Origin of the sequence: Nonomuraea sp. NPDC059194 (assembly GCF_042754765.1) — a bacterium.
Classification (GTDB): Bacteria; Actinomycetota; Actinomycetes; order Streptosporangiales; family Streptosporangiaceae; genus Nonomuraea.
Window position 1 is genome coordinate 126,406 of record NZ_JBHZBH010000017.1, and the last position, 21,041, is coordinate 147,446.

Here is a 21,041-nt window from a genome sequence, read left to right on the forward strand (position 1 = left end):
CTTGCCGCCCAACTCGCCGCCATGACCGCCCTAGTGATCTTCGACCAGGTGCGCGGCAGGCAACTCGCCGCCGAGATCGTCACGCTCGGTGGCGACGCGCGTTCCCCTGGAGCCGAGGCCGTGGTCGGCGCCGTCACGCTGTTCGCGGTCCTGATGATGCTGGCGGTCGGCACCCTCGCGGCCTCGGCGTCGGCCTACCTCACCTGGCTGGTCAGGGCCCGTCGCGCCAACAAGACGGCCAGCCCGTCAGGGCCGGTGCTGGCGGCCTGGCTGCTGCCGGGCGTCAACCTGGTCGCGCCCGTCGTGCTCGTCGACCAGGTGTGGCGGCAGGCCCGCCCGCCGTACGACCGGAGGGTGCGCTGGCTGGCGCTGGTGGCCGCGTGGTGGGCGAGCTGGCTGGCGGCGCTGGCGCTGGTGGCGGTACGGCTGCCGCTGCGCGGCTCCTCGGGCGAGCTGACCGGGCTGAGCGGGCTGGAGCTCGGCGTGACAGCGGTGGCGGCGCTGCTGTGCGCGTGCACCGTCCGCCAGATCACCCGCATCCAGACCGCCCCCTCGCGCCTGACCCAGCTCACCACCGCCCCGGCGGCCTCCACACCGCCCCGGCGATCCCCTGACCCTGTGCTCGGGTCAGGCGGCGTGCTCGAATCAGGCGGCCTGGGTGGGGCCTGAGCTGCCCTGGCTGGCGTGCCAGAGCCGACGGGGCGGGGTGACGACGCCCGGCGTAGGGCCGATGTCGGCGTAGGGCGAGATGCGGTAGCCGTTGGCGTACTCGATGGAGCGCCCGCCGACGCCCTCCGTGAGGGCTCCCCGCCGGTCGAGCAGCGCGAGGACCGCCTCCAGGCCGTCCGCGCGCCACGCCGCGTCGAGGTCCACGAGGTTCCAGCAGTCGACGGCCCGCATGGAGATCGCGCGGGTGCCCGTGCGGCGGATCACTCCCCTGGCGACCATCAGCCACGACCCGAACACCGTCGAGGCGCACCGGCCCTGCACCGACTCGAAGAAGGTCAGGTCGACGGGCCCCGTCGAGTCGTCGAGGGTGGTGAAGATGACCCGCTGGCCCGACCGCACCGCGGGGGTCTGGGTGGCGACCTTGACCCCCGCCACCAGGACCTCCGACCCGTTGCGCTGGGCGAGCAGATCCTTGGAGCGCACCACTCCGATGGCGTCGAGCAGATCGTCGTGGAAGCTCATCACGTGGCGGCTGACGTCGATGCCGAGGATCTCCAGCTCCGCCTCCACCATCTCGCTCTCCGTCATCTCGGGCAGTTCGCCCGGTTCGATGCGTTCGGCGAACCCCAGGGGCAACTGGACGGCGTGGCCCCCGTCGGACTCCGGCCTTCCCGAGGGTGCCGGGGTCGGGGTGTAGCCCTTGCGGGGCGGAGGAGCGGCCTTGACACCCGAGGCCGAGGCCCGCTCCAGGACCCCCACCTGGGCGATCAGGTCGCGCCTGGTCAACTCCCCCGGCCGCCAGCGCGAACCGCCTGGCCGCAGCGAGTGGAGCGCGTCGAACCCGCCCACCTGGACCAGTCGTTCGATGACCGGACGCGAGGGCCTGGCCCTGTCCCAGAAGTCGGCGAGCGAGGTGTACGGCCGGCCCGCCACCATCCTGTCGACCTCCGCCTCGCTCACCCCCTTGACCGCGGAGAACGGCACGCGCAGGCCGTACCCGCGGCCGAGCTCCTCGGGCCTGAAGTCGCGCACCCGCCGCCGGTAGTCGGCGCCGTCCAGCGCGGAGGGCCGGACGCTGACCCGCAGCGGCGGAGGGCCGACCCGTTCGACGGTCCAGTGCCTGTCCGACTTGTTGACGTCAAGAGGAAGGATCGCCACCCCGCACTGCCTGGCCTCGTCGATGATCACCCGCTGCGGGTACATGCCGGGCTCGTGGGTGAGCACCCCCGCGAAGAAGGCGGCCGCGTGGTGCCGTTTGAGCCAGGCCGACTGGTAGGTGGGCAGCGCGAAGGCCGCCGCGTGCGCCTTGCAGAACCCGAACGCGCCGAACGCGTCGAGCACCTGCCAGGCCCGTTCGACCGTCGCCTGGTCGAACTCGGGCAGCACGTTCGCGAGGAACCACTGCCGCGCCGCCTCGCGGCCGACGGGGTCGCCGAGGCTGCGCCGTACCTTCTCCGCCTCCGACAGGCCCGCGCCGGTCATCGCGTCGATGACCTTCAGCACCTGCTCGTGGAAGACGACGACCCCGTTGGTCTCGGCGAGGGCCGCGCGCAGGCGGGGGTGCGGGTAGGAGGCCGCGCGCCAGCCGTGCCGCGACTCCAGATAGGGCGTGACCATGTCGGAGTTGACCGGGCCTGGACGGAACAGGGAGATGTCGACGATCAGGTCGTCCAGCGTGCGCGGCTCCAGCTTCGCGACCAGCTCACGCTGCCCCGGCGACTCGATCTGGAAACAGCCGAGCGTACGGCTGGCGCAGATCATGTCGTAGGTCGGCTCGTCGTCCCGCGGGACGGCGTCGAGTTCGACGTCGACGTCGTCGACCCGCTTGATCTCGGTCAGCGTGTAGGCCATCGCCGACTGCATCCGCACGCCGAGCACGTCGAGCTTGAGCAGCCCGGCCTCCTCCACGTCGTCCTTGTCGAACTGCGACATGGGGAAGTCGAGCGCGCTGCGCTCCACGGGGGTGCGATCGCGCAGGCCCGAGTTGCCGACCAGCACCCCGCACGGGTGCAGCGCGATGTGCCTGGGCAGCCCGTCGAGCTTCTCCGCCAGCTGGAACACCCTGCCGAGCCCCGCCTCGTCGAGCCTGCTCTGCCGCAGCTCGGGCAGGTCCTTCAGCGAGGCGGTGATCTGGCGGGCGCGGATGTGCGGGAACGCCTTGGCGATGGCGTCGATCTCGTGCGGCGGCAGGCCCATCGCGCCGCCCACGTCGCGCAGGGCGCTGCGGGCCCGGTAGGTCTCCATCATGGACACGCAGGCCACGCGCGACTCGCCGTACATGTCGTAGATCGCCTTGTAGCAGTCGAGGCGGCGGGCGGACTCCACGTCGATGTCGATGTCGGGCAGGCCGATGCGACCCTCGGACAGGAAGCGCTCCATGAGCAGGCCGTGGTGGAGCGGGTTCACCTCGCCGATGCCGATGAGGTAGTTGACCAGGCTGCCCGCGCCCGAGCCGCGGATGGCGCAGCGGATGCCCATGTGCCGGATCCGGTCGGTGATGCCGACGACCGCCATGAAATATCCGGACAGCCGCTTCTTCTCGATGATGGCCAGCTCGGCTTCGAGGCGTTCGCGGGCGTCCGCCGACCCGCGCAGCCCCCGGTCGTCGAGCCCGTCCTCGCAGCGGTGGCGCAGCAGCGGCACCGGGTCCCTGCCGACCTCGGGCAGGTGGAGGTCGGGCGGGTCGTTGCGCAGGGCGAGCAGCCGTCTCGGGTCGATCACGCACGCCTCGGCGAGGGCGCGCGTGGTCCGCAGGAGCCTGGTGGCGCGAGCCTGGTCGCCGCCGCAGATCCGGTGGGCGATCCTGCGCATCTCCTCGCCGCTCTTGAGGTAGGCGTGGGAGGTGCTCCTGTCCAGGTGCCTGGGGTGCAGGGGGACGAGCTGACGCGCCGCGTCGAGCACGTCGCCCACCTGGTGGTCGCCGGGGTCGAGATACCTGGCGGCGTTGGTGAGTACGGCGGGCACGCCGAACTCCTCGGCGAGGGAGAGCATGCGGACGGCGGTGGTGGCGTCGCGATAGCCGTACTGGTCGACCAGCTCGATCACCACGCCGGGCATGCGGGAACGCCACAGCCGCAGCAGCGCCCTGGCCTGCTCGTCGCGCCTGGCGGCCACCGCGCGGCCCACGTCGGACCTCGGGCCGAGCAGCACGACGAGCCCGTCGTCGGGACCGAACGCCCCGCCCCGCTCCCTTCCGCCCGGACGTCTCGCGGGGCCCGGGGTGGAGACGGCGGATGCGGTGGCGGTGGGGGCGGCGGAGCCCGCGGCCCATTCGGCGACCAGGTCGCGGGTCACCTTCGGCTCTCCGCGGGCTCCGGCGTAGTGGGCGGCGGTGACCAGGCGGCACAGCCGGGACCACCCGTCGGAGCGGGCCAGCACGGTGACCCTGTCCTCGGCGTCGGGACCGGTCCGCGGGCGCGCCTCCCGCGGACCGGAAGCGGACCCACGACCGGACCCGTAGCCACCGGACCCGTAGCCACCGGACCCGCCGGGCCCGCGACCACCGGAGCGGTGGCCACCGAACCCGGCCCCGCTGCCACCGGGCCCGCCGGACCCACGGCCGGGGCCGGACCCACGACCGGGGCCGCCGGATCCACCGGATCCGCCGCCCGGCGCGACGGGCCGGTGAGAGCCGGACAGCGGCCCGTAGGCGGCCGGACCGCCCTGCGGCACAGGGTCGAACGCGGCCGGGTGGAGCGCGCCAGGGTCGAGCGTGGCCGGGTCGAGCGCGGCGGGGTCGAGCGCGGCGGGGTCGAGCGCGAAGTCGACGCCGAACACCGGCGAGATCTTCGCGTCCGCGCAGGCCTGGGCGTGCTTGAGCGCTCCGTAGAGCCCGTCGCGGTCGGTCAGTGCGAGGATGCCCATCCCGTGCTCGGCCGCCCGCCGTACCAGGGCCTGGGGGAAGGCGGTGCCGTACCGCATCGAGTAGGCGGAGCTGACGTGCAGGTGCGGGAAGGAGAGCATCAGTCCCACGCCCTCAGCAGCAGCCAGCCGCCGCTGGCGGTGTCGAAGCGCAGCTCGTAGGAGCCGAGCTCATGGCCTGGGCTGGCCTCGACGCGCCAGAACCAGCGCTCGCCCGGGTCGCCTTCGGTGGTCTTCCACCATTCGCGGGCCACCACCCACTGGTCGAGGACGCGACGGACGAGGTAGAGCCGGTCGCGCCAGACGAACTGGGTCGGCCGGCCCTCCCGGGTCCACACCTCTATCGGATCGCCGTAGAGTCTGCTCAAGACGCTTCTTCTCCCCGTGGCTCTGGGTCTGTTGCTGAGCCACCCGGGGGAAGTCGGGCGCTACTTCGAGCATATGTTCGAAGTCAGGAGAGCGCAAGCCGGGTGAGCGGGTTCGCGCCGATCGAGTTGCGGATGCTGAAGGCGACGCTGCCGGCGACGTAGCGGTCGTCCGACCACTCGACGGGCCGGCCTTCCTGGGTGGTGGTGATCCTGCGCTGGCGCAGGAGGGGGCTGCCGCGCCGCACGCCGAGCAGGCGGGCGTCCTCGGTGCCCGCCGCGACCGCGTCGATGAGGTGCTCGCCGTAGGCGAAGACCAGCCCGACCCCGTCGTAGAGCGCCTGGGTGACCGACTCGCAGTCGGGCGGCAGCGCCTCGACGGCGGAGGCGATCCACGCGGCGTAGACGGTCCGCTCCAGCAGCACGGGCTCGCCTTCTAGTGTGCGCAGCCTGAGCACCTCGAGCACCTCGCCGCCGCCGAGCCTGGCCGCCTCGGCCGGGCCCGCCCCGCGGCGGCGCTGGCCGAGCACCTCGCCGCCGACCGTGTGCCCGTTGGCCCTGGCCCACTGGGCGAAGCTGTGCAGTTCGGCGAAACTCTGGCTGCGCTCGCCGCCCAGCACGATGCGCCGCGCGCCCTGGCGCGAGCCGACCAGACCCTCCGCGGCCAGGACGGCCACGGCCTGCCGTACGGTGCCCCTGGCCGCCGAGTAGCGCGCAGCCAGCTCCGCCTCCGACGGCAGCTGTGACCCGACAGGGTGGACACCCGCGAGGATCGCGTCACGCAGCTCAGCGGCGATGAGTTCATAGCGCGCGGCCATTCACGACCTCCCCTGTTCATGAAATAGCAATGTTTATGCGACTAACTGGGTCTGGCCTTGTTTGTACAAGTTCCCCTAGGTTTTAGCCACACCCCCAGAGAGTGGAGGCGACGTGTCCGCCCCTCGCATCACAGGCTTGATCGCAGCTCTAACGGTAGTGACCGCGGCGTGCGGCGCCGCTCCGACCACCCAGACGCAGACGACGACGGGTGGGGTGAACGCCGCGACGGCGACCTCCGCCGCCGACTTCGGCGGTCTCGACAAACTCGTCGAGGCGGCGAAGAAGGAGGGCAACCTGCACGTCATCGCCCTGCCGCCGGACTGGGCGAACTACGGCGAGATCATCAAGAAGTTCGAGGAAAAGTACGGCATCAAGATCGAGAGCGAGAACCCCGACGCCTCCAGCGCCGACGAGATCAACGCGGTGAAGACCCGCAAGGGCCAGGACCGCGCCCCCGACGTGCTGGACGTGGGTCAGGCCTTCGGCTTCAGCGGCGCCAAGGAGGGCCTGTACGCGGCCTACAAGGTGCAGAGCTGGGACAAGATCCCCGAAGGCCAGAAGGACCCGAACGGCCTGTGGGTCAACGACTACGGCGGCTACGTCTCGATCGGCTGCGACGCCAAGAAGATCACCACCTGCCCCAAGACCTTCGCCGACCTGCTCAAGCCCGAGTACAAGGGCAAGGTCGCGCTGAACGGCAACCCGAACAAGTCTGGCTCGGCCTTCGCCGGCGTGTGGGCGGCCTCGCTGTCCAACGGCGGCTCGCTCGACGACATCGGCCCCGGCGTGCAGTTCTTCAAGAAGCTGAAGGACGTCGGCAACTACAACCCGGTCGAGTCCACGCCCGCCACGGTCGAGAAGGGCGAGACGCCCATCAGCATCGACTGGGACTACCTCAACGCCGGATACCGGGAGCAGTTCCTGCCCAAGGGCCTCGACTTCCAGGTCGTGGTGCCCTCCGACGGCATCTACGCCCAGTACTACGTGCAGGCCGTCAACAAGGACGCCCCGCACCCGGCCGCCGCGCGGCTGTGGATGGAGTTCCTCTACAGCCCCGAGGGCCAGAACCTGTGGCTCAAGGGCGGCGCCCGCCCCGTGCTGATGCCGTCGATGACCGCTGACGGCACGATCGACAAGGCGCTGGCCGACAAGCTGCCGCCGGTCGAGGGTGAGGCGAAGTTCCCGACCGAGGAGCAGGTCACCAAGGCCAAGGACGACCTGGCCAAGGCCTGGGACGCGGCTGTCGCGGGCTGATGTCGCGCATCCTCGGCGCGCTGCCGCTGCTCGTCTTCGTCGCGCTGGCCTTCGGGATCCCCGCCGTCGCCATGGTGGCGGGGGCCTTCACCGTGGAGGGCTCGCCGGGGTTCGGCAACCTGGCGCTCACCCTGCAGGGCGGCTACCTGCTCTCCCTCGGCAACAGCGTGAAGCTGTCGGCCGTGGTGGCGGTGCTGGGCGCGGTCCTGGGCACCTTCCTCGCCCAGGCCGTGGTCACCTCCCGCTCCGCCGCGCTGCGCGAGTCGGTGCTGACCGCCTCGGGCGTGCTGGCCAACTTCGGCGGCGTGCCGCTGGCCTTCTTCTGGGTGGCCACGCTCGGCAACTCGGGTGTGGTCAGCGGCCTGCTCGGCCTGCCGTCGGGCACGCTGTTCACCTTCTGGGGCCTGGCGCTGGTCTACCTGTACTTCTCCGTGCCGCTCATGGTGCTGGTCATCGCGCCCGCGCTCGACGGCCTGCGCCCGCAGTGGCGCGAGGCCGCCGCCAACAACGGCGCCACGACCTGGCAGTACTGGCGGTACGTGGCCCTGCCGGTGCTGACGCCCGGGCTGCTCGGCGGCGTGGTGCTGCTGTTCGGCGCGGCGTTCGCCGCCTACGCGACCGCCTCGGCGATGGGCGCGGGCACCGTGCTGCCGCTGGTCACGCTGAAGATCGCCGCCGCGCTGTCCGGCGACGTGCAGACCGGTTTCGAGAACGTCGGCCTGGCGCTCAGCCTGGACATGGTCCTGGTCGCCGCGCTGGTCATGGCGGTCTACCTGCCGCTGCAGAGAAGGAGCACCCGATGGCTGCAGTGAGGTGGACACCGTGACCACGCTCGCGCCCGTCGCCCCGGTCCCCGAGGGCGCCCCCGCCCCGCCGCCCCGCCGGGGCAGGCCCCGGCTCTGGCGGGGGCTCGTCTTCGCGCTGACGGCTGTGTACTTCCTGGTCCCGCTCGCCGCGTCCTTCTGGTTCACGATCTACAACCGGACCACGGGCGTGTCGTTCGCCCCCTACGCGGAACTGTGGACGGCGGAGGGCTTCCTGCCCAGCCTGCTGCTGTCGCTCGGGCTGGCCGTGGCCACGATCGTGCTGGTGCTGCTGCTCACCCTGCCCGCCATGATCGCGGTACGGCTGGCCGTACCGGGGCTGCGGCCGGTCATGGAGGTGATCTGCACGCTGCCGCTGGTGGTGCCGCCGATCACGTTCGTCGCGGGGGTGAGCAGGTCGCTCCAGGTGGGCGGCGAGGTGCTCGCGCCGACGCCGTTCTGGGCCACGCTGAACGCGATCCAGGACCAGGACTTCCCGCTGGTGCTGGTGTTCGTCTACGTCATGCTCGTGCTGCCGTTCGTCTACCGTTCGCTGGACGCCGGGCTGCGCACGATGGACGTGCGGACGCTGGTCGAGGCGGCCCGCAACCTGGGCGCCTCCTGGCCGCACGTGATGTTCAGGGTGATCGTCCCCAACCTGCGCTCGGCGCTGGCCAGCGCCGCCTTCCTGACCCTGGCCCTGGTGCTGGGCGAGTACACGGTGGCCAGCATCCTCGGCTACCAGCCGTTCGCCGTCTGGATCGTCACGATCTCGGGGTCGAAGGGACAGCTGTCGGTCGCCGTCTCTGTACTCAGCCTGCTGCTGACCTGGCTGCTACTGCTCACCGTGTCCGGTGTTTCACGAAAGAAGGGCCGATGACCGCCCGGTTGGAGTTCAAGGGCCTGCGCCGCGTGTTCGGCAAGACGGTCGCGCTCGACGGATTCGACCTCACGATCGAGCCGGGCGAGCTGGTCGCGCTGCTCGGCCCCTCGGGCTGCGGCAAGACGACCGCGCTGCGCTGCGTGGCCGGGTTCGAGCGCCCCGACGAGGGCGCGGTGCTGGTGGACGGCAAGGACATCACGGGCGTGCCCGCCAACAAGCGCGACGCGGGCATGGTGTTCCAGTCCTATTCGCTGTTCCCCAACCTCAACGCGGCCGAGAACGTCGCCTTCGGCCTGCGGGTCCGCAAGACCCCGCAGGCCGCGCGCCGGCAGCGGGCCCAGGAACTGCTGGAGCTGGTCGGCCTGCCCTCCCACGCCGACCGCTACCCGCACCAGTTGTCGGGCGGCCAGCAGCAGCGGGTCGCGCTGGCCCGCGCGCTGGCGCTGTCGCCGCGCGTGCTGCTGCTCGACGAGCCGCTGTCGGCGCTGGACGCCAAGGTCCGCGTCGCGTTGCGGGAGGAGATCCGCCGCCTGCAGCTCGACCTGGGCATCACCACGATCTTCGTGACGCACGATCAGGAGGAGGCGCTGTCGGTCGCCGACCGCGTCGCCGTGCTGAGGAGCGGGCGCCTGGAGCAGTGCGGCACGCCCGCCGAGGTCTACGACCGGCCCGCCACGCCGTTCGTGGCCGAGTTCGTCGGCACCATGAACCACCTGCCCGGACGCGTCTCCGGCGACCAGGTGACGGTGTTCGGCCAGCTCCTGCCGATCGACGGGAGCGCGCCTGGCACGGAGGTCGACGTCCTCATCAGGCCCGAGGCCGTGCTCGTCACTCCCTCGGGCGAGGGGCGGGCCGAGGTGGTCGCCGCCTCGTTCCGCGGCGCCTCGGTCAGGCTGCGGCTGGCGATGGAGGGCGGCGAGGTCCTCGCCGACGTCCCAGGCCATGAGGCGGTACGGCTCGCGCCGGGCACGCGCGTGTCCGTCCGCCTGGTCGAACGGCCCGTCCTGGTGGCACCGCGCAGCACCGCCACACCGGTGCCCACCCAGGCGAAGGACCCCGCGGGTGCCGCCTGACTCCTTCTCGCCTCTTCCCGACGCCGTCCCGTTCGACGCCGTCCCGTTCGACGCCGTCCCGTTCGACGCCGTCCTGTTCGACATGGACGGCACGCTCGTGGACACCGAGGGCCTGTGGTGGGCGGCCACGGCCGACGTGGCCGCCGCGCTCGGGCGCACGCTCGGCCCTTCGGACGTGCCGTACGTCCTCGGCCGCACGGTCGAGGACACCGCCGCCCACCTGCTCTCACCGCCTGCCGCCGCCCCGGCCGTCGACCCTGCCGTCGACCCTGCCGTCGACCCTGCCGTCGACGCCGTCGAGGCGGTCGCCGAGCGGCTCACCGAGTCGTTCGCCGACCGCATCAGGCAGGGGGTGCGCGTCGTCCCCGGCGCCGCCGAGCTGCTGCGGGCACTCACTATGAAGGCCGTTCCCACCGCCCTCGTCAGCGCGTCGCCCCGGTCGATCGTGGAGCTGGTGCTGCCCTCGCTCGACCACAGCTTCGCGGTCGTGCTCGCCGCCGAGGACACCCCGCGCGGCAAGCCGTACCCCGACCCCTACCTGGAGGCGGCCAGGCTGCTGGAAGCCGATCCGCGCCGCTGCGTCGCCGTCGAGGACAGCCCCACGGGCATCGCCGCCGCCACCGCCGCCGGCTGCAAGGTGCTCGTCGTTTCGCCTTTGTCTGGACTGCCCGATCTGCACTCGATGTCGCTAAGCTGACCCGTCGTGAACCAGATCGGACGCTACAGGCTGTTGAACATGCTCGGCAGGGGCGGCATGGGCACGGTCCATCTGGCCGAGGACCCCACCGGTCAGCACGTCGCGATCAAGGTGATCAATCCGGAGCTCAGCCAGCACGAGCAGTTCAGGATGCGCTTCAGGCGGGAGGCCGACGCGGCGCTCAGGGTGCGCAGGTTCTGCACGGCCGCGGTGCTGGAGGCGGCGCTCGACGGCGACCAGCTCTACGTGGTGACCGAGTACGTGCCGGGGCCGAACCTGGAGGAGGCGGTCGGGCAGTCGGGCCCGCTGAGGGGCTCCAGCCTCGACGCGCTGGCGGTGAGCGTGGCGACCGCCCTGACCGCGATCCACGCGGCCGGTGTGGTGCACCGGGATCTCAAGCCGTCCAACGTGCTGCTGTCCCCCGTCGGGCCACGCGTGATCGACTTCGGCATCGCCAGGGCGCTCGACGAGATCGGCGGTGTCACCGGCACCGGCGAGCTGATCGGCACGCCCCGCTACATGGCGCCCGAGGTGCTGCGCGGCGAGCCCGTCTCGCCGGCGTGCGACGTGTTCTCGTGGGGCTGCCTGATGGCCTTCGCGGCGACGGCGCGGCCACCCTTCCCCGGCGAGACGCTGCCCGCGATCATCTACCAGGTGCTCAACACCGAGCCAACGCTCGACGGGCTCGAGCCGGGCCTGCGGGAGCTGGTGGCGGCCGCGCTGGCCAAGGACCCGGCGCGGCGCCCGACGGCGCAGCAGATCCTCGACCACCTGATCGGCCGCCAGGCCGCGCCCGAGCAGGCCGTGCACACGGTGCGGGTGGCCTGGCAGGAGGGCGGCACGACCCCCCACGCCGCCGCGCCGTCCAGGAACAAGAAGAACAGGGGCAGGATCGTCGCGGGCATCGCCGCGGCGACGGCGCTGGCCGTGGCGGGCGGGCTCGGAGTGTGGGCGCTGCTGCCCAGCGGGCCGCCCGAGCTGCCCTCGCTGTTCTCCGACGACTTCACCTCCTCCTCCAGCGGCTGGAGCGGCACCTACGACCCCGACGCCGGTGACAGCTACGGCTACATCACCTCCGACTTCACCTACGGTCTCGACGCCGGCGGGTACAACGATGAGCGGTGGGCCACGGCCCCCGTCCCGTTCGCCACGGAGAAGCCGGCCACGCCCGACCCGTCGGCCACGCCCACGCCGCTGATGCCCTCGTCCGTGCTCATCGGCGTGGTCGCCAAGGTCAGGTCGGGCACCGGCGAGTACGGCCTGTGGTGCAGGGGCTCCGACCAGGGCACCTACTACGAGTTCACCCTCGACACCTCGGGCAACGCCAGGATCCGCCGCATCGCCGACAAGGCGGGCGGCAACATGGCCGCCCCCGTCAAGGTCGACGGGTTCAACGCCAAGGAGAGCAACCGCGTCCAGGTCTCCTGCGAGCAGAACGACAGCGCGACGCGGCTGTCCATGTGGGTCAACGGCGAGCGGGTCCACCAGGTGGACGACCCGGTGGGCCTGCCGACCGGCGACATCGGCCTGTTCGCCCGCGTGCCGAAGGGCACCGCGAAGCCGCTCAAGGTCGTCTACGACGACTTCGAGATGCGCGGCACCAGACCGCAACCCTAGAGCGCTCCGGCTCGGGCCGCGGCCAGCGCCGCGTCGGCCGCCCTGTCGGCGTCGCGTTCGCCGACGGGCTCGTGGGTGACGAACAGCCGGTAGTACAGCGGGGCGACGGCCATCCTGATCACCTCTTCGGCGTCGACGCCCGCCGGCAGCTGGCCCCGTTCGACCGCCCTGCGCACCACGACGGCCGACTGGGCGTGGCGGGCGGTGTAGAAGCCGGTCAACGCCGCGGCGGCGGCCTCGTTCTGCATGCCCGCCGCGACGAACGCCCTGGCGACGGGGTCCATCCCGGTCGCCACCAGCCTGGCGATCTCCCGCAGGTCCCCTTGGACCGTGCCGGTGTCGGGGATCGGCCACGGCTCGCCGGAGGCGCGCTCCAGCGCGTCGGCGATCAGCCCCTCCACGCTCGTCCACCGGCGGTAGACGGTGGTCTTGTGCACGCCCGATCGCGCGGCGACGTTCTCCACGGTCAGGCCCTGGTAGCCGTGCTCGGCGAGCTCGTCGAGCGTCGCCTGCCGTACGGCGTCGCGGACTCGGGCGCTGCGCCCTCCAGGACGTTCCAAAGTCTACTCCAGTTGCATTAGCTAGCTTCTTAATGCAACTATAGTTGCGATGACTACACAGCTCAGCCTTCATGGAATCAGCAAGTCATACGGTGACCGGCTCGTCCTCGACCACGTCTCGCTGGCAGTACGGCCTGGCGAGCGGGTGGGGATCGTCGGAGAGAACGGCTCGGGCAAGTCCACGCTGCTGCGGATCATGGCGGGAGTCGACAGTCCCGACGAGGGAATGGTGATCAGCACCGGCGCCGGCTACCTGGGCCAGCGGCTCGACCTGGCCGGCGACCACACCGTCCAGCAGGCGATCGACGCGGCGCTCGCCGACCTGCGCGAGATGGAGCGCGCGATGCAGGCCGCCGCCGAGGCCGAGGACATGGCCCGCTACGGCGACCTGCTGACGGCCTTCGAGGCACGCGGCGGCTACGAGGCCGACGCCAGGGTCGACAAGTCCCTGCACGGGCTCGGCCTCGCGCACCTGGGAAGGGAGCGCAGGCTCGACTCACTGTCCGGTGGCGAGCAGGCACGGCTCGGCCTGGCGTGCCTGCTCGCCGCGGCGCCCGAGACGATGCTGCTCGACGAGCCGACCAACCACCTGGACGCGGCCTCGACCGCGTGGCTGGAGGAGCGGCTGCGCGAGCACAGGGGCACGGTCGTCGCCGTCTCCCACGATCGCGCGTTCCTCGACATCGTTTCTACCGCGATCATCGAGGTGGACGCGGGCGGGGTGACGCGCTTCGGCGGCGGCTACAGCGGCTTCCTCGCCGAGAAGGCGGCGGCCAGACAGCGCTGGGAGCAGGCCTACACCGCGTGGCTGGAGGAGGTCGGCCAGGTCAGGGAGTTCGCCGCGACGACCGCGCACCGGGTGGCGGCGGGCCGGGCCATGAAGGACAACAACAAAATGGCCTACGACCGCAACGCGGGAAGGGTGCAGAGCTCGGTGGCCGGCCGGGTGCGCAACGCCCACGAACGGCTGCGCCGCCTGGAGGAGAACCCGGTGCCCAGGCCGCCCGAGCCGCTGCGGTTCACCGGCGCCTTCGCAGGGCAGGCGTCCGGCAGCGCGCTCGTCGAGCTGCCCGAGGTCACCATCGAGTCCGGCGACAGGCTGCTGATCCACGGGCCCAACGGCGCGGGCAAGTCGACGCTGCTCAGGAAGCTGGCCGAGCACGCGCACGGCAGGGTGGGCCTGCTGCCGCAGGAGGTCGACTTCACCGGCCATGGCCACACCGTCCTGTCCTGTTACGCCGAAGGCAGGCCCGGCTACCCCGACGAGCACCGCGCGAAGCTCCTGGCGACCGGGCTGTTCAGGCCGGACGCGCTCGGCGTGCAGGTCGGCGACCTGTCGGTCGGGCAGCAGCGGCGGCTCGCGCTCGCCAGGCTGCTGGCCGGCGAGCACGACCTGCTGCTCCTCGACGAGCCCACGAACCACCTGTCGCTGACGCTGGTCGAGGAGCTGGAGCGCGCGCTGGACGCCTACCGGGGCGCGCTGGTGGTGGTCTCGCACGACAGGACCCTGCACGAACGTTTCAGGGGCGCCAGGTGGAGACTGGAGCCATGCATGCCATTGTGATCAACGCCCAGGGCGGTCCCGAGGTCCTCGAGTACGCCGAACACCCCGACCCGGCTCCGGGCCCCGGCGAGGTTTTGATCGACGTCGCCGCGAGCGGCGTCAACTTCATCGACGTCTACCACCGCTCCGGCACCTACCCCCTGAGCCTGCCGTCCCCGATCGGCTCCGAGGGGGCGGGCACGGTCGCCGCCGTGGGCGCGGGCGTGCAGGACGTCGCTGTCGGTGACACCGTCGCGTGGGTGAACGTGCTCGGCAGCTACGCCGACAAGGCCGTGGTGCCCGCCGACAGGGTGGTGCCCGTGCCGGACGGCGTGCCGGCCGAGCTGGCCGCCGCCGCGCTGCTGCAGGGCCTGACCGCGCACTTCCTGACGCACTCGGTGCACGAGGTGAAGCAGGGTGATGTGATGCTCGTGCACGCCGCGGCCGGCGGCATGGGGCAGCTGCTCACCCAGCTCGGCAAGCTGAAGGGCGCGACGGTGCTGGCCACCGTCTCCTCCGACGCCAAGGAGAAGCTGGCCCGCGAGGCGGGCGCGGACGAGGTGTTCCGCTACGACGGCTTCGCCGAGGCGGTTCGCGAGGTCGTCCCCAAGGGCGTGGACGTGGTCTATGACGGGGTGGGCGCCACCACGTTCGACGGCAGCCTGGCCGCGCTGCGCACGCGCGGCCTCATGGTCCTGTACGGCGCGGCCAGCGGGCCCGTGCCGCCGATCGACCCGCAGGTGCTCAACAGGAACGGCTCGCTCTACCTGACCAGGCCGTCGCTCGTCCACTTCGTCGCCGAGCGCGACGAGCTGCTGTGGCGGGCGGCCGACCTGTTCGGCTGGCTCGCCGCGGGCGAGCTGACGATCAACATCTCCGAGCGCTACCCGCTGGCCGAGGCCGGGCGGGCGCACGAGGACCTGCAGGCCCGCCGTACGACGGGCAAGCTGCTGCTGATTCCGTGACGCCACTGGCGGCCCGTCCCGTGGGACGGGCCGCCGGTCACCAGTCCTGGTTCAGGCCCGACATGCGGCGCAGGTACTCGTCCTCGTCGATCTCGCCCGCCGCGTAGCGGCGCTTGAGGATCTCGCGCGGGCTCTCCCTCTGCGGAGGCGGAGGCGGGGGCGGGGGCGGCGCGGAACGCCACCTGATCATCATGAGCACGAGCACCACCAGGATGATCACCAGCAGTACGACAAGCAACTTCACCATCGCGGACGCCACCCTCCTCCCCCGAGCACTCTACGGACAACAGCCCGCCGGGAGCCAGACGGGTGCGGGCCCGCCCGTCACGCCAGCGTCACCTTCCCCTTCGGGGTGTCCAGTACGGCCCGCAGCCCGACCTCCGGGCCCTCCTCCACCTCGATGACCGCGCCGACCGCGTCGAGGTCGGCGCGCAGGCCCGCGACGTCGGGAGTGACGGCCGTGAACGACGCCAACGCCACCTGCGGCAGCCCCGAGGCCGCGGGGTGTCGCGTCGTCCCCCAGTCGATGAGGAACGGCACGGGCCTGACGGCCTCCGGGTTGTCCCAGCGGGTCAGCCGCCACTCCAGCACCGTCCCGTCGGGCGTGCGGCGCGACAACGGCTGCACCGTGCCGGGGTCGTAGCCCCGCTCGCGCGCCACCTCCACGGTCCTGTCGATGTCGTCAGGGTGGATCGCCCACCCGGCCAGCCGCGGTTCGGTCAGCTCCTCCAGCCCGAACGCCCTCGGCCTGGCGCCCTCCACCTCGGGGTCGGGGCCGATGATCTCCAGATAGGACGTCGGGCCGAGCCCGACCAGGTAGTTGGCGGTGCCGCCGGGATGCGAGCCGCCCTTCACCGGGGCGACCCCGGTCCGCTCGGCGAACTCCGCCACCCCCTTCAGCAGGTCGGGAACGGCGTACACCAGGTGATCAAGACTCATCGGGTTCTCCCAGGGAAAGCATGAGCCGGTTGGCCCAGTTGAAGAAGGCGGCGGCGTGGAGCGCGTCGCTGATGGCCAGGTCGTCGAATCCATGCTCGCGCAGGGCGGCGACGTCGGCCCGCGGAGGGGTCGCGGTGAGCGCGACGGCCGCGTCGACGATCGCCCGCCATCGGTCGTCCTGCTCGCCCGCCACCCCTTCGTCCAGCAGCCGCCGCACGTCGTGCTCGCGCCTGGAGTAGTGGGCGGCGAAGCGGGCGTGCACGGAGGCCCGCGCCCGCTCGACCAGCGCCTCCTGGTGCTCCTCCGTCAGCTCGTCCTCGGCCAACGGCTCGATCCACGGCTTCCAGCCGAGCTGGTCCTGGGTGAACTTCACGCGAGCGCTCCCAACGCGGTGACGACACGGATCTGGAAGGCGAGGAAGGCGACGAGCTGCGAGAGCGTGACGATGCCGGTGGTGGACCAGCCCGCCTCGCGCAGGTCGGCCAGCGCCTCGGGGCTCGCCTCCCGCGGGCGGAAGACCAGCAGGTGGGCGTGCTCCAGCGCGGCGGCCAGCCTGCCGTCGATCCCCTCGGCCCGGTAGCGGGGGCCCTCGGCACTCTCGTGGGCGAGCTCCGGTTCCCGGTAGCGGCCGTAGGGCCCGGTCGCCCTGCCCGTTCGGCATGCGTCACCTCCTACAGTCCCACCTCGCTCACGCCCCGCCCGACCGGTGCCCGGCCCGCCGGTCGCGGCGCGGTGGGTGGAGAGCCTCCAGGGGCGGCCTCTCCCCCGAGCTCGAAGGACGGCACGAACAGCGCCTCGTAGGTGCGCTGCGCGTACTCTCTGGCGTCCTGCCGTCGCCTGCGCAGCACGTCGAGCCGCGAACCTGGGTCGATGCCTGCCAGCCGGTCAACGATGTCGGTCATGCCTGCTCCGAAGGGGTCCAGCCGAGCGCGGGCGCGACCTTGGTGGCCAGCAGCTCGATCGAGCGGAGGATGAGCGGGTGCGGCGGATCGGCCGAGTGCACCTGGAAGACCAGGTCGGTCACCCGGTCGAGCGTCGGGTCGGCGCGCAGGCTCGCGATCACCTCGTCCGGCGTGCCCACGTGCGTGTCGGCCCACAGGAACGCCGCCAGCTCCGGCGACTGGCGGGAGGCGCGCGCGATCCCCTCCTCGGCGTACCGCAGCGCCTCCTGCCTGGAGTCGGCGACGAACGCGGTGCGGGAGGCGGCGATGCGCGGCGCCGTACCGGGGAGCAGGTTCTCGTAGTAGGCGTCCACGATCGGCCGCTGCACCTCGGCCAGCGTGACGCCCTCGGCGCGCGGCTGCGTGCGTGACAGCATCAGGCCGTTGCCCGCGCGGCCGGCCCGCTCGCCGCCGCCGGCCGAGAACGTCGCCTCCCAGATCGCGCCGAGCAGCCGGGGCGCGGCCGGGTAGAGGTGGTTGCCGCCGCCCAGGTCACCGCCCGACCAGGCGTTCACCAGGACCGCCAGGTGCTCGGCGTAGATCGCCGAGCGGGCGGCGCTGTCGTGACCGAAGGCGGCGAAGGACGAGGCAGTGCCCCCGCTGCCGACGCCGACCTCCAGCCGGCCGCCGGACAGCAGGTCGAGGACGGCGGTGTCCTCGGCGACCCGCACCGGGTGTTCGAGCGGCAGCGTGATGATGCCGGTGGCGAGCCTGATGCGGCTGGTCCTGGCTGCGACGTTGGCGAGGAACACCAGCGGCGCGGGCAGTCCTCCCTCGCTTTCGCCGAAGTGGTGCTGGGCCACCCACGCCGTGTCGAACCCGTTGGCCTCCGCGTGCGCGATCTGCGCGGCGGCCAGCTCGTACCGCTCGGCGGCGGTGGCCTGGTCGAGCAGGCGGGTGAAGAAGCCCAGGCGTCTGCGGCTCATCGGACCGGCTCCGGGATCGCCGCGAGGAGTTCGCGGGTGTAGTCGTGCCGAGGTCTGGTGAAGACCTCCTCTGTCGTTCCGGTTTCCACGATCTTTCCCTTGTTCATGACGGAAACGGTGTGTGAGATCTGCCGCACGACCTGCAGGTCGTGGGAGATGAACAGGTAGGTGATGCCCAGGTCGCGCTGCAGGCTCTCCAGCAGGTCGAGGATCTGGCCCCGCGCGCTCACGTCCAGCGCGGAGACGGCCTCGTCGAGCACGAGCAGCCGGGGCGAGACGGCCAGCGCCCTGGCGATCGCCACCCGCTGCCGCTGGCCGCCCGACAGCTCGCGTGGCCTGCGGGTGAGCAGGTCGGTGGGCAGGCCGACGCGCTCCAGCAGGTCGGCGGCCGAGCCGCCGAGCGCGAAGTTGCGCAGCGGCTCCTCGATGATGCGCTGGACGCTCTGGCGGGGGTCGAGTGAGGCGTAGGGGTTCTGGTAGACGAGCTGGACGTGTCTGCGGAAGTCGCGGCCGTGGGCGGGCACCCCTGTGACGGTGGCCAAGCCCGAGGTCGGCGGGACGAATCTGGCGATCATGCGGGCGGTGGTGGTCTTGCCGGAACCCGACTCCCCCACCAGCGCGTGGGTGGTGCCCTGCCGTACGTCGAAGCTGACGCCGTCGACCGCGCGGAAGCCGCCGTACTCCTTGACCAGGTTCGTGACCTCGACGGCGACGGGCGCGGCGGGATCGGCCGCCCTGAACGGGCGCTCGGCCGCCGTGAGCGCGCGCTGGGTGTAGGCGAGCGCCGCGGCCGGGCCCCGCTCCGCCACGCGGCCCTCCCGCATCACCACGACCTTGTCGGAGCGGCCGGTGGCCACGGCGAGGTCGTGGGTGACGAGCAGCACCGCCGTGCCGTACTCCGCGCGCAGGTCGTCGATGAGGTCGAGGATGCGGCGCTGCACGGTGGCGTCGAGGGCGCTGGTCGGCTCGTCGGCGATGACGAGTTGCGGACGCAGCGCGATCGCGGCGGCGATGAGGACGCGCTGGCGCATGCCGCCCGACAGCTCGTGCGGGTAGCGCGCGGCGTGCGCCTCGGTGAGGCCGACCCTGACCAGCAGCTCGGCGACGCGGTCCCTGATCGTCCTGCGGTCGCCGCGCCGGTGGATGCGCAGCGTCTCGCCGATCTGCGCGCCGACTGTTTTGACCGGGTTGAGCGAGTTGCCGGGGTCCTGTGGCACCAGGCCGATCTGGGCGCCGCGCACCGATTCCATCCGCCTGGACGACCATCGGGCGAGGTCGGTGCCGTTCAGCAGGATCTGCCCGCTGTCGGCGCGGTGCAGGCCCAGGATGGTGTGCGCCGTGGTCGTCTTGCCCGAGCCGGAGTCGCCGACCACCGCGACGACCTCGCCAGGCTCGACGGTGAAGGACACGCCGTGGACCGTACGGCGCCTGCCGTGGGAGACGACCAGGTCACGCACGTCGAGCAAGCTCATCGATCCTCCTGCTGATACGGCCCGCGGCGAGCACCACGGCCACGACGACGGCTCCGGGCAGGGTGGTCAGCCACCAGGCGGTCGCCAGGTAGTTGCGGCCCTCGGAGATGAGCAGGCCCCACTCGGGGGTGGGCGGCGCGGCGCCGTACCCGAGGAAGCCGAGCGTGGAGATGGCCAGGATGGCCACGCCGAACTGCAGCGCCGCCAGCGCGATGACGGGCCCGAGCGAGTTGGGCAGCACGTGCCGCCACAGCACCGGCAGGAAGCGTCCGCCGCTGCCGAAGGCGGCCTCCACGTAGTCGGCCCTCCTGGTCCTGACGACCTCGGAGCGGGCCAGGCGGGCGAAGGTCGCGACCGAGCCGATGCCGACGGCGAGGGCGACGTTGACCGTGCCGGGGCCGAGCAGGATGATCACGGTGAGCGCGAGCAGCAGGCCGGGCACCGACAGCAGCACGTCGACCACGCGCATGACGACCGTGTCGGCCAGGCCGCCGACCGACCCGGCGAGCAGGCCGAGCAGCGTGCCGAGGACGAGGCCGACCGCGACGGCGACGAACGCGCCCGACAGCGAGTGGACCGCACCGTGGACGACACGGGCGAACAGGTCACGTCCGACGGCGTCCGTGCCGAACCAGTGCTCGGCGCTCGGCGCCATCAGCTTGTCCGCGGGCACGCCCGCGATCGGGTCGTAGCCGGTGAACAGCCCCGGCATCACCGCCCAGAGCAGGACGAGCGCGACAACCAGCCACTTGATCATCTGAGCCTCGGGTCAAGGATCGGGAAGAGCAGGTCGACGATCAGGTTGACCAGCACGAACACGGTGGCGGCCAGCACGACGACGGCGAGCAGGACGGGGGTGTCCTGGGCGCTGACGGCCTGCTCGGTGAGCCTGCCGACGCCGTTCCTGCCGAACACGGTCTCGGTGACGACCGAGCCCGCGATCAGCTCGCCGAACGTCAGCCCCGCCATCGTCAGCGTCGGCAGCATGGCGTTGCGGGCCACGTGCCGCCACAGGATCCACCGGCGCGAGGCGCCCTTGGCCGCCACCACCTGGACGAACGGCTGTGTGGAGACGTGGTCGATGCCGCGCGCCAGCACCTGGGCGATCGGCGCGGCGATCGGCACTGCCAGCGTGAGCACGGGCAGGAGGAGCTGCTGGAGCTCGCTGCCGCCGATGACGGGCACCAGCTTCAGCCTGAAGGAGAACACCTGGATCAGCAGGATGCCCACCCAGAACACCGGGACCGCGACGAACAGCGAGGGCACCTCCCGCAGCCACGCCAGCAGCCGGTGGTCGGAGGCGAACGCGATCGCCACGGCGAGCACGATCGCGAGCGCGAAGCCGAGCCCGGCCAGCTTGGCGGTCTCGGGCAGCGCCTCGGCCAGCCGCTCGACGACCGGCGTGCCGGTGTCGATGGAGTAGCCGAGGTCGCCGCGCAGGAAGCCGAGCAGCGTGTGCAGGTAGGCGGCGGGGCCGTCGGCGCCGTAGTACTCCCTGATCTCGGCGATCTGCTCGGGCGACAGACCCAGCTCGGGGTTCTGGAACTTGATCAGGATCGCGTCGCCTGGAAGGAGCTGCAGCAGCACGTAGGAGGCGGTGAAAGCGGCCCACAGGACGAGGACCGCCTGCCCTGCCTTTCTCATGACGTCCGCA

The 21,041-nt window shown here is 72.1% G+C and carries 21 protein-coding genes and 1 pseudogene; 9 read left to right on the forward strand and 13 right to left on the reverse strand.

Annotated features, from left to right (window positions below; all coding sequences use genetic code 11):
• The first annotated feature begins 21 nt into the window (after positions 1–21).
• Positions 22–669: a DUF4328 domain-containing protein gene (locus tag ACFXJ8_RS21730; RefSeq protein ID WP_379645732.1), complete on the forward strand. Its 648-nt coding sequence runs from the start codon at positions 22–24 to the stop codon at positions 667–669.
• Here the strand turns inward: ACFXJ8_RS21730 and ACFXJ8_RS21735 are convergent.
• From ACFXJ8_RS21735 to ACFXJ8_RS21745, 3 genes are all read right to left on the reverse strand, one after another.
• A complete protein-coding gene (locus ACFXJ8_RS21735) occupies positions 646–4,632 on the reverse strand; it encodes a DNA polymerase III subunit alpha (protein WP_379645779.1) in 3,987 nt (1,328 codons plus the stop codon). The genes ACFXJ8_RS21730 and ACFXJ8_RS21735 overlap by 24 nt on opposite strands.
• Complete coding sequence (locus tag ACFXJ8_RS21740) at positions 4,632–4,898, reverse strand: DUF6504 family protein (RefSeq protein WP_379645733.1); 267 nt, start codon at positions 4,896–4,898, stop codon at positions 4,632–4,634. The genes ACFXJ8_RS21735 and ACFXJ8_RS21740 overlap by 1 nt, the downstream gene beginning before the upstream one ends.
• A gap of 83 nt (positions 4,899–4,981) precedes the next feature.
• On the reverse strand, positions 4,982–5,713 hold the full coding sequence (locus ACFXJ8_RS21745; RefSeq protein WP_379645734.1) for a GntR family transcriptional regulator: 732 nt from the start codon (positions 5,711–5,713) through the stop codon (positions 4,982–4,984).
• 136 nt (positions 5,714–5,849) lie between these two features.
• Here ACFXJ8_RS21745 and ACFXJ8_RS21750 point away from each other — a divergent pair, with 136 nt between their 5' ends.
• The 6 genes from ACFXJ8_RS21750 to ACFXJ8_RS21775 are packed head-to-tail and all read left to right on the forward strand — an operon-like array spanning position 5,850 to position 12,041.
• On the forward strand, positions 5,850–6,968 hold the full coding sequence (locus ACFXJ8_RS21750; protein ID WP_379645735.1) for an ABC transporter substrate-binding protein: 1,119 nt from the start codon (positions 5,850–5,852) through the stop codon (positions 6,966–6,968).
• On the forward strand, positions 6,968–7,780 hold the full coding sequence (locus tag ACFXJ8_RS21755; protein WP_379645736.1) for an ABC transporter permease: 813 nt from the start codon (positions 6,968–6,970) through the stop codon (positions 7,778–7,780). The genes ACFXJ8_RS21750 and ACFXJ8_RS21755 overlap by 1 nt, the downstream gene beginning before the upstream one ends.
• 10 nt (positions 7,781–7,790) lie before the next feature.
• A complete protein-coding gene (locus ACFXJ8_RS21760; RefSeq protein ID WP_379645737.1) occupies positions 7,791–8,651 on the forward strand; it encodes an ABC transporter permease in 861 nt (286 codons plus the stop codon).
• Positions 8,648–9,727 (forward strand): ABC transporter ATP-binding protein, encoded by a 1,080-nt coding sequence (locus ACFXJ8_RS21765; protein WP_379645738.1) that lies wholly within the window; start codon positions 8,648–8,650, stop codon positions 9,725–9,727. The genes ACFXJ8_RS21760 and ACFXJ8_RS21765 overlap by 4 nt, the downstream gene beginning before the upstream one ends.
• The gene (locus ACFXJ8_RS21770) at positions 9,717–10,424 is read left to right on the forward strand and encodes an HAD family hydrolase (RefSeq protein ID WP_379645739.1); all 708 of its coding nucleotides are present in this window, start codon (positions 9,717–9,719) and stop codon (positions 10,422–10,424) included. The genes ACFXJ8_RS21765 and ACFXJ8_RS21770 overlap by 11 nt, the downstream gene beginning before the upstream one ends.
• 6 nt (positions 10,425–10,430) lie before the next feature.
• Positions 10,431–12,041 (forward strand): serine/threonine-protein kinase, encoded by a 1,611-nt coding sequence (locus tag ACFXJ8_RS21775; protein WP_379645740.1) that lies wholly within the window; start codon positions 10,431–10,433, stop codon positions 12,039–12,041.
• Here the strand turns inward: ACFXJ8_RS21775 and ACFXJ8_RS21780 are convergent.
• Positions 12,038–12,601, reverse strand: coding sequence for a TetR/AcrR family transcriptional regulator (locus ACFXJ8_RS21780; RefSeq protein ID WP_379645741.1), 564 nt, complete (start codon positions 12,599–12,601; stop codon positions 12,038–12,040). The two genes, ACFXJ8_RS21775 and ACFXJ8_RS21780, sit on opposite strands and share 4 nt — an antisense overlap.
• Before the next feature lie 49 nt (positions 12,602–12,650).
• Between ACFXJ8_RS21780 and abc-f the strand changes: the two genes are divergently transcribed.
• Positions 12,651–14,165, forward strand: coding sequence for a ribosomal protection-like ABC-F family protein (gene abc-f, locus ACFXJ8_RS21785; protein ID WP_379645742.1), 1,515 nt, complete (start codon positions 12,651–12,653; stop codon positions 14,163–14,165).
• Positions 14,150–15,109: a quinone oxidoreductase family protein gene (locus ACFXJ8_RS21790; protein WP_379645743.1), complete on the forward strand. Its 960-nt coding sequence runs from the start codon at positions 14,150–14,152 to the stop codon at positions 15,107–15,109. The genes abc-f and ACFXJ8_RS21790 overlap by 16 nt, the downstream gene beginning before the upstream one ends.
• Positions 15,110–15,146: 37 nt before the next feature.
• On the opposite strand, the gene ACFXJ8_RS21795 is transcribed toward ACFXJ8_RS21790, so the two are convergent.
• The 9 genes and pseudogenes from ACFXJ8_RS21795 to ACFXJ8_RS21835 form a co-directional block, all read right to left on the reverse strand.
• A complete protein-coding gene (locus tag ACFXJ8_RS21795) occupies positions 15,147–15,356 on the reverse strand; it encodes an SHOCT domain-containing protein (RefSeq protein ID WP_379645744.1) in 210 nt (69 codons plus the stop codon).
• A 77-nt stretch (positions 15,357–15,433) separates the two neighbouring features.
• On the reverse strand, positions 15,434–16,048 hold the full coding sequence (locus ACFXJ8_RS21800; protein WP_379645745.1) for a VOC family protein: 615 nt from the start codon (positions 16,046–16,048) through the stop codon (positions 15,434–15,436).
• Positions 16,038–16,421 (reverse strand): hypothetical protein, encoded by a 384-nt coding sequence (locus tag ACFXJ8_RS21805; protein ID WP_379645746.1) that lies wholly within the window; start codon positions 16,419–16,421, stop codon positions 16,038–16,040. Before ACFXJ8_RS21805 ends, ACFXJ8_RS21800 begins: the two co-directional genes overlap by 11 nt.
• Positions 16,418–16,654 (reverse strand): annotated as a pseudogene (locus tag ACFXJ8_RS21810) (CMD domain protein); the annotation flags it as partial. The gene ACFXJ8_RS21805 and the pseudogene ACFXJ8_RS21810, both read right to left, overlap by 4 nt.
• A 65-nt stretch (positions 16,655–16,719) precedes the next feature.
• A complete protein-coding gene (locus ACFXJ8_RS21815; protein WP_379645747.1) occupies positions 16,720–16,950 on the reverse strand; it encodes a hypothetical protein in 231 nt (76 codons plus the stop codon).
• Complete coding sequence (locus ACFXJ8_RS21820; RefSeq protein ID WP_379645748.1) at positions 16,947–17,915, reverse strand: putative FMN-dependent luciferase-like monooxygenase; 969 nt, start codon at positions 17,913–17,915, stop codon at positions 16,947–16,949. Before ACFXJ8_RS21820 ends, ACFXJ8_RS21815 begins: the two co-directional genes overlap by 4 nt.
• Positions 17,912–19,387 carry a dipeptide ABC transporter ATP-binding protein gene (locus ACFXJ8_RS21825; protein ID WP_379645749.1) on the reverse strand — a complete coding sequence of 492 codons (1,476 nt, stop codon included), beginning with the start codon at positions 19,385–19,387 and terminating at the stop codon, positions 17,912–17,914. The genes ACFXJ8_RS21820 and ACFXJ8_RS21825 overlap by 4 nt, the downstream gene beginning before the upstream one ends.
• Complete coding sequence (locus ACFXJ8_RS21830; protein WP_379645750.1) at positions 19,365–20,144, reverse strand: ABC transporter permease; 780 nt, start codon at positions 20,142–20,144, stop codon at positions 19,365–19,367. Before ACFXJ8_RS21830 ends, ACFXJ8_RS21825 begins: the two co-directional genes overlap by 23 nt.
• The gene (locus tag ACFXJ8_RS21835) at positions 20,141–21,031 is read right to left on the reverse strand and encodes an ABC transporter permease (RefSeq protein WP_379645751.1); all 891 of its coding nucleotides are present in this window, start codon (positions 21,029–21,031) and stop codon (positions 20,141–20,143) included. The genes ACFXJ8_RS21830 and ACFXJ8_RS21835 overlap by 4 nt, the downstream gene beginning before the upstream one ends.
• Positions 21,032–21,041 lie beyond the last annotated feature (10 nt).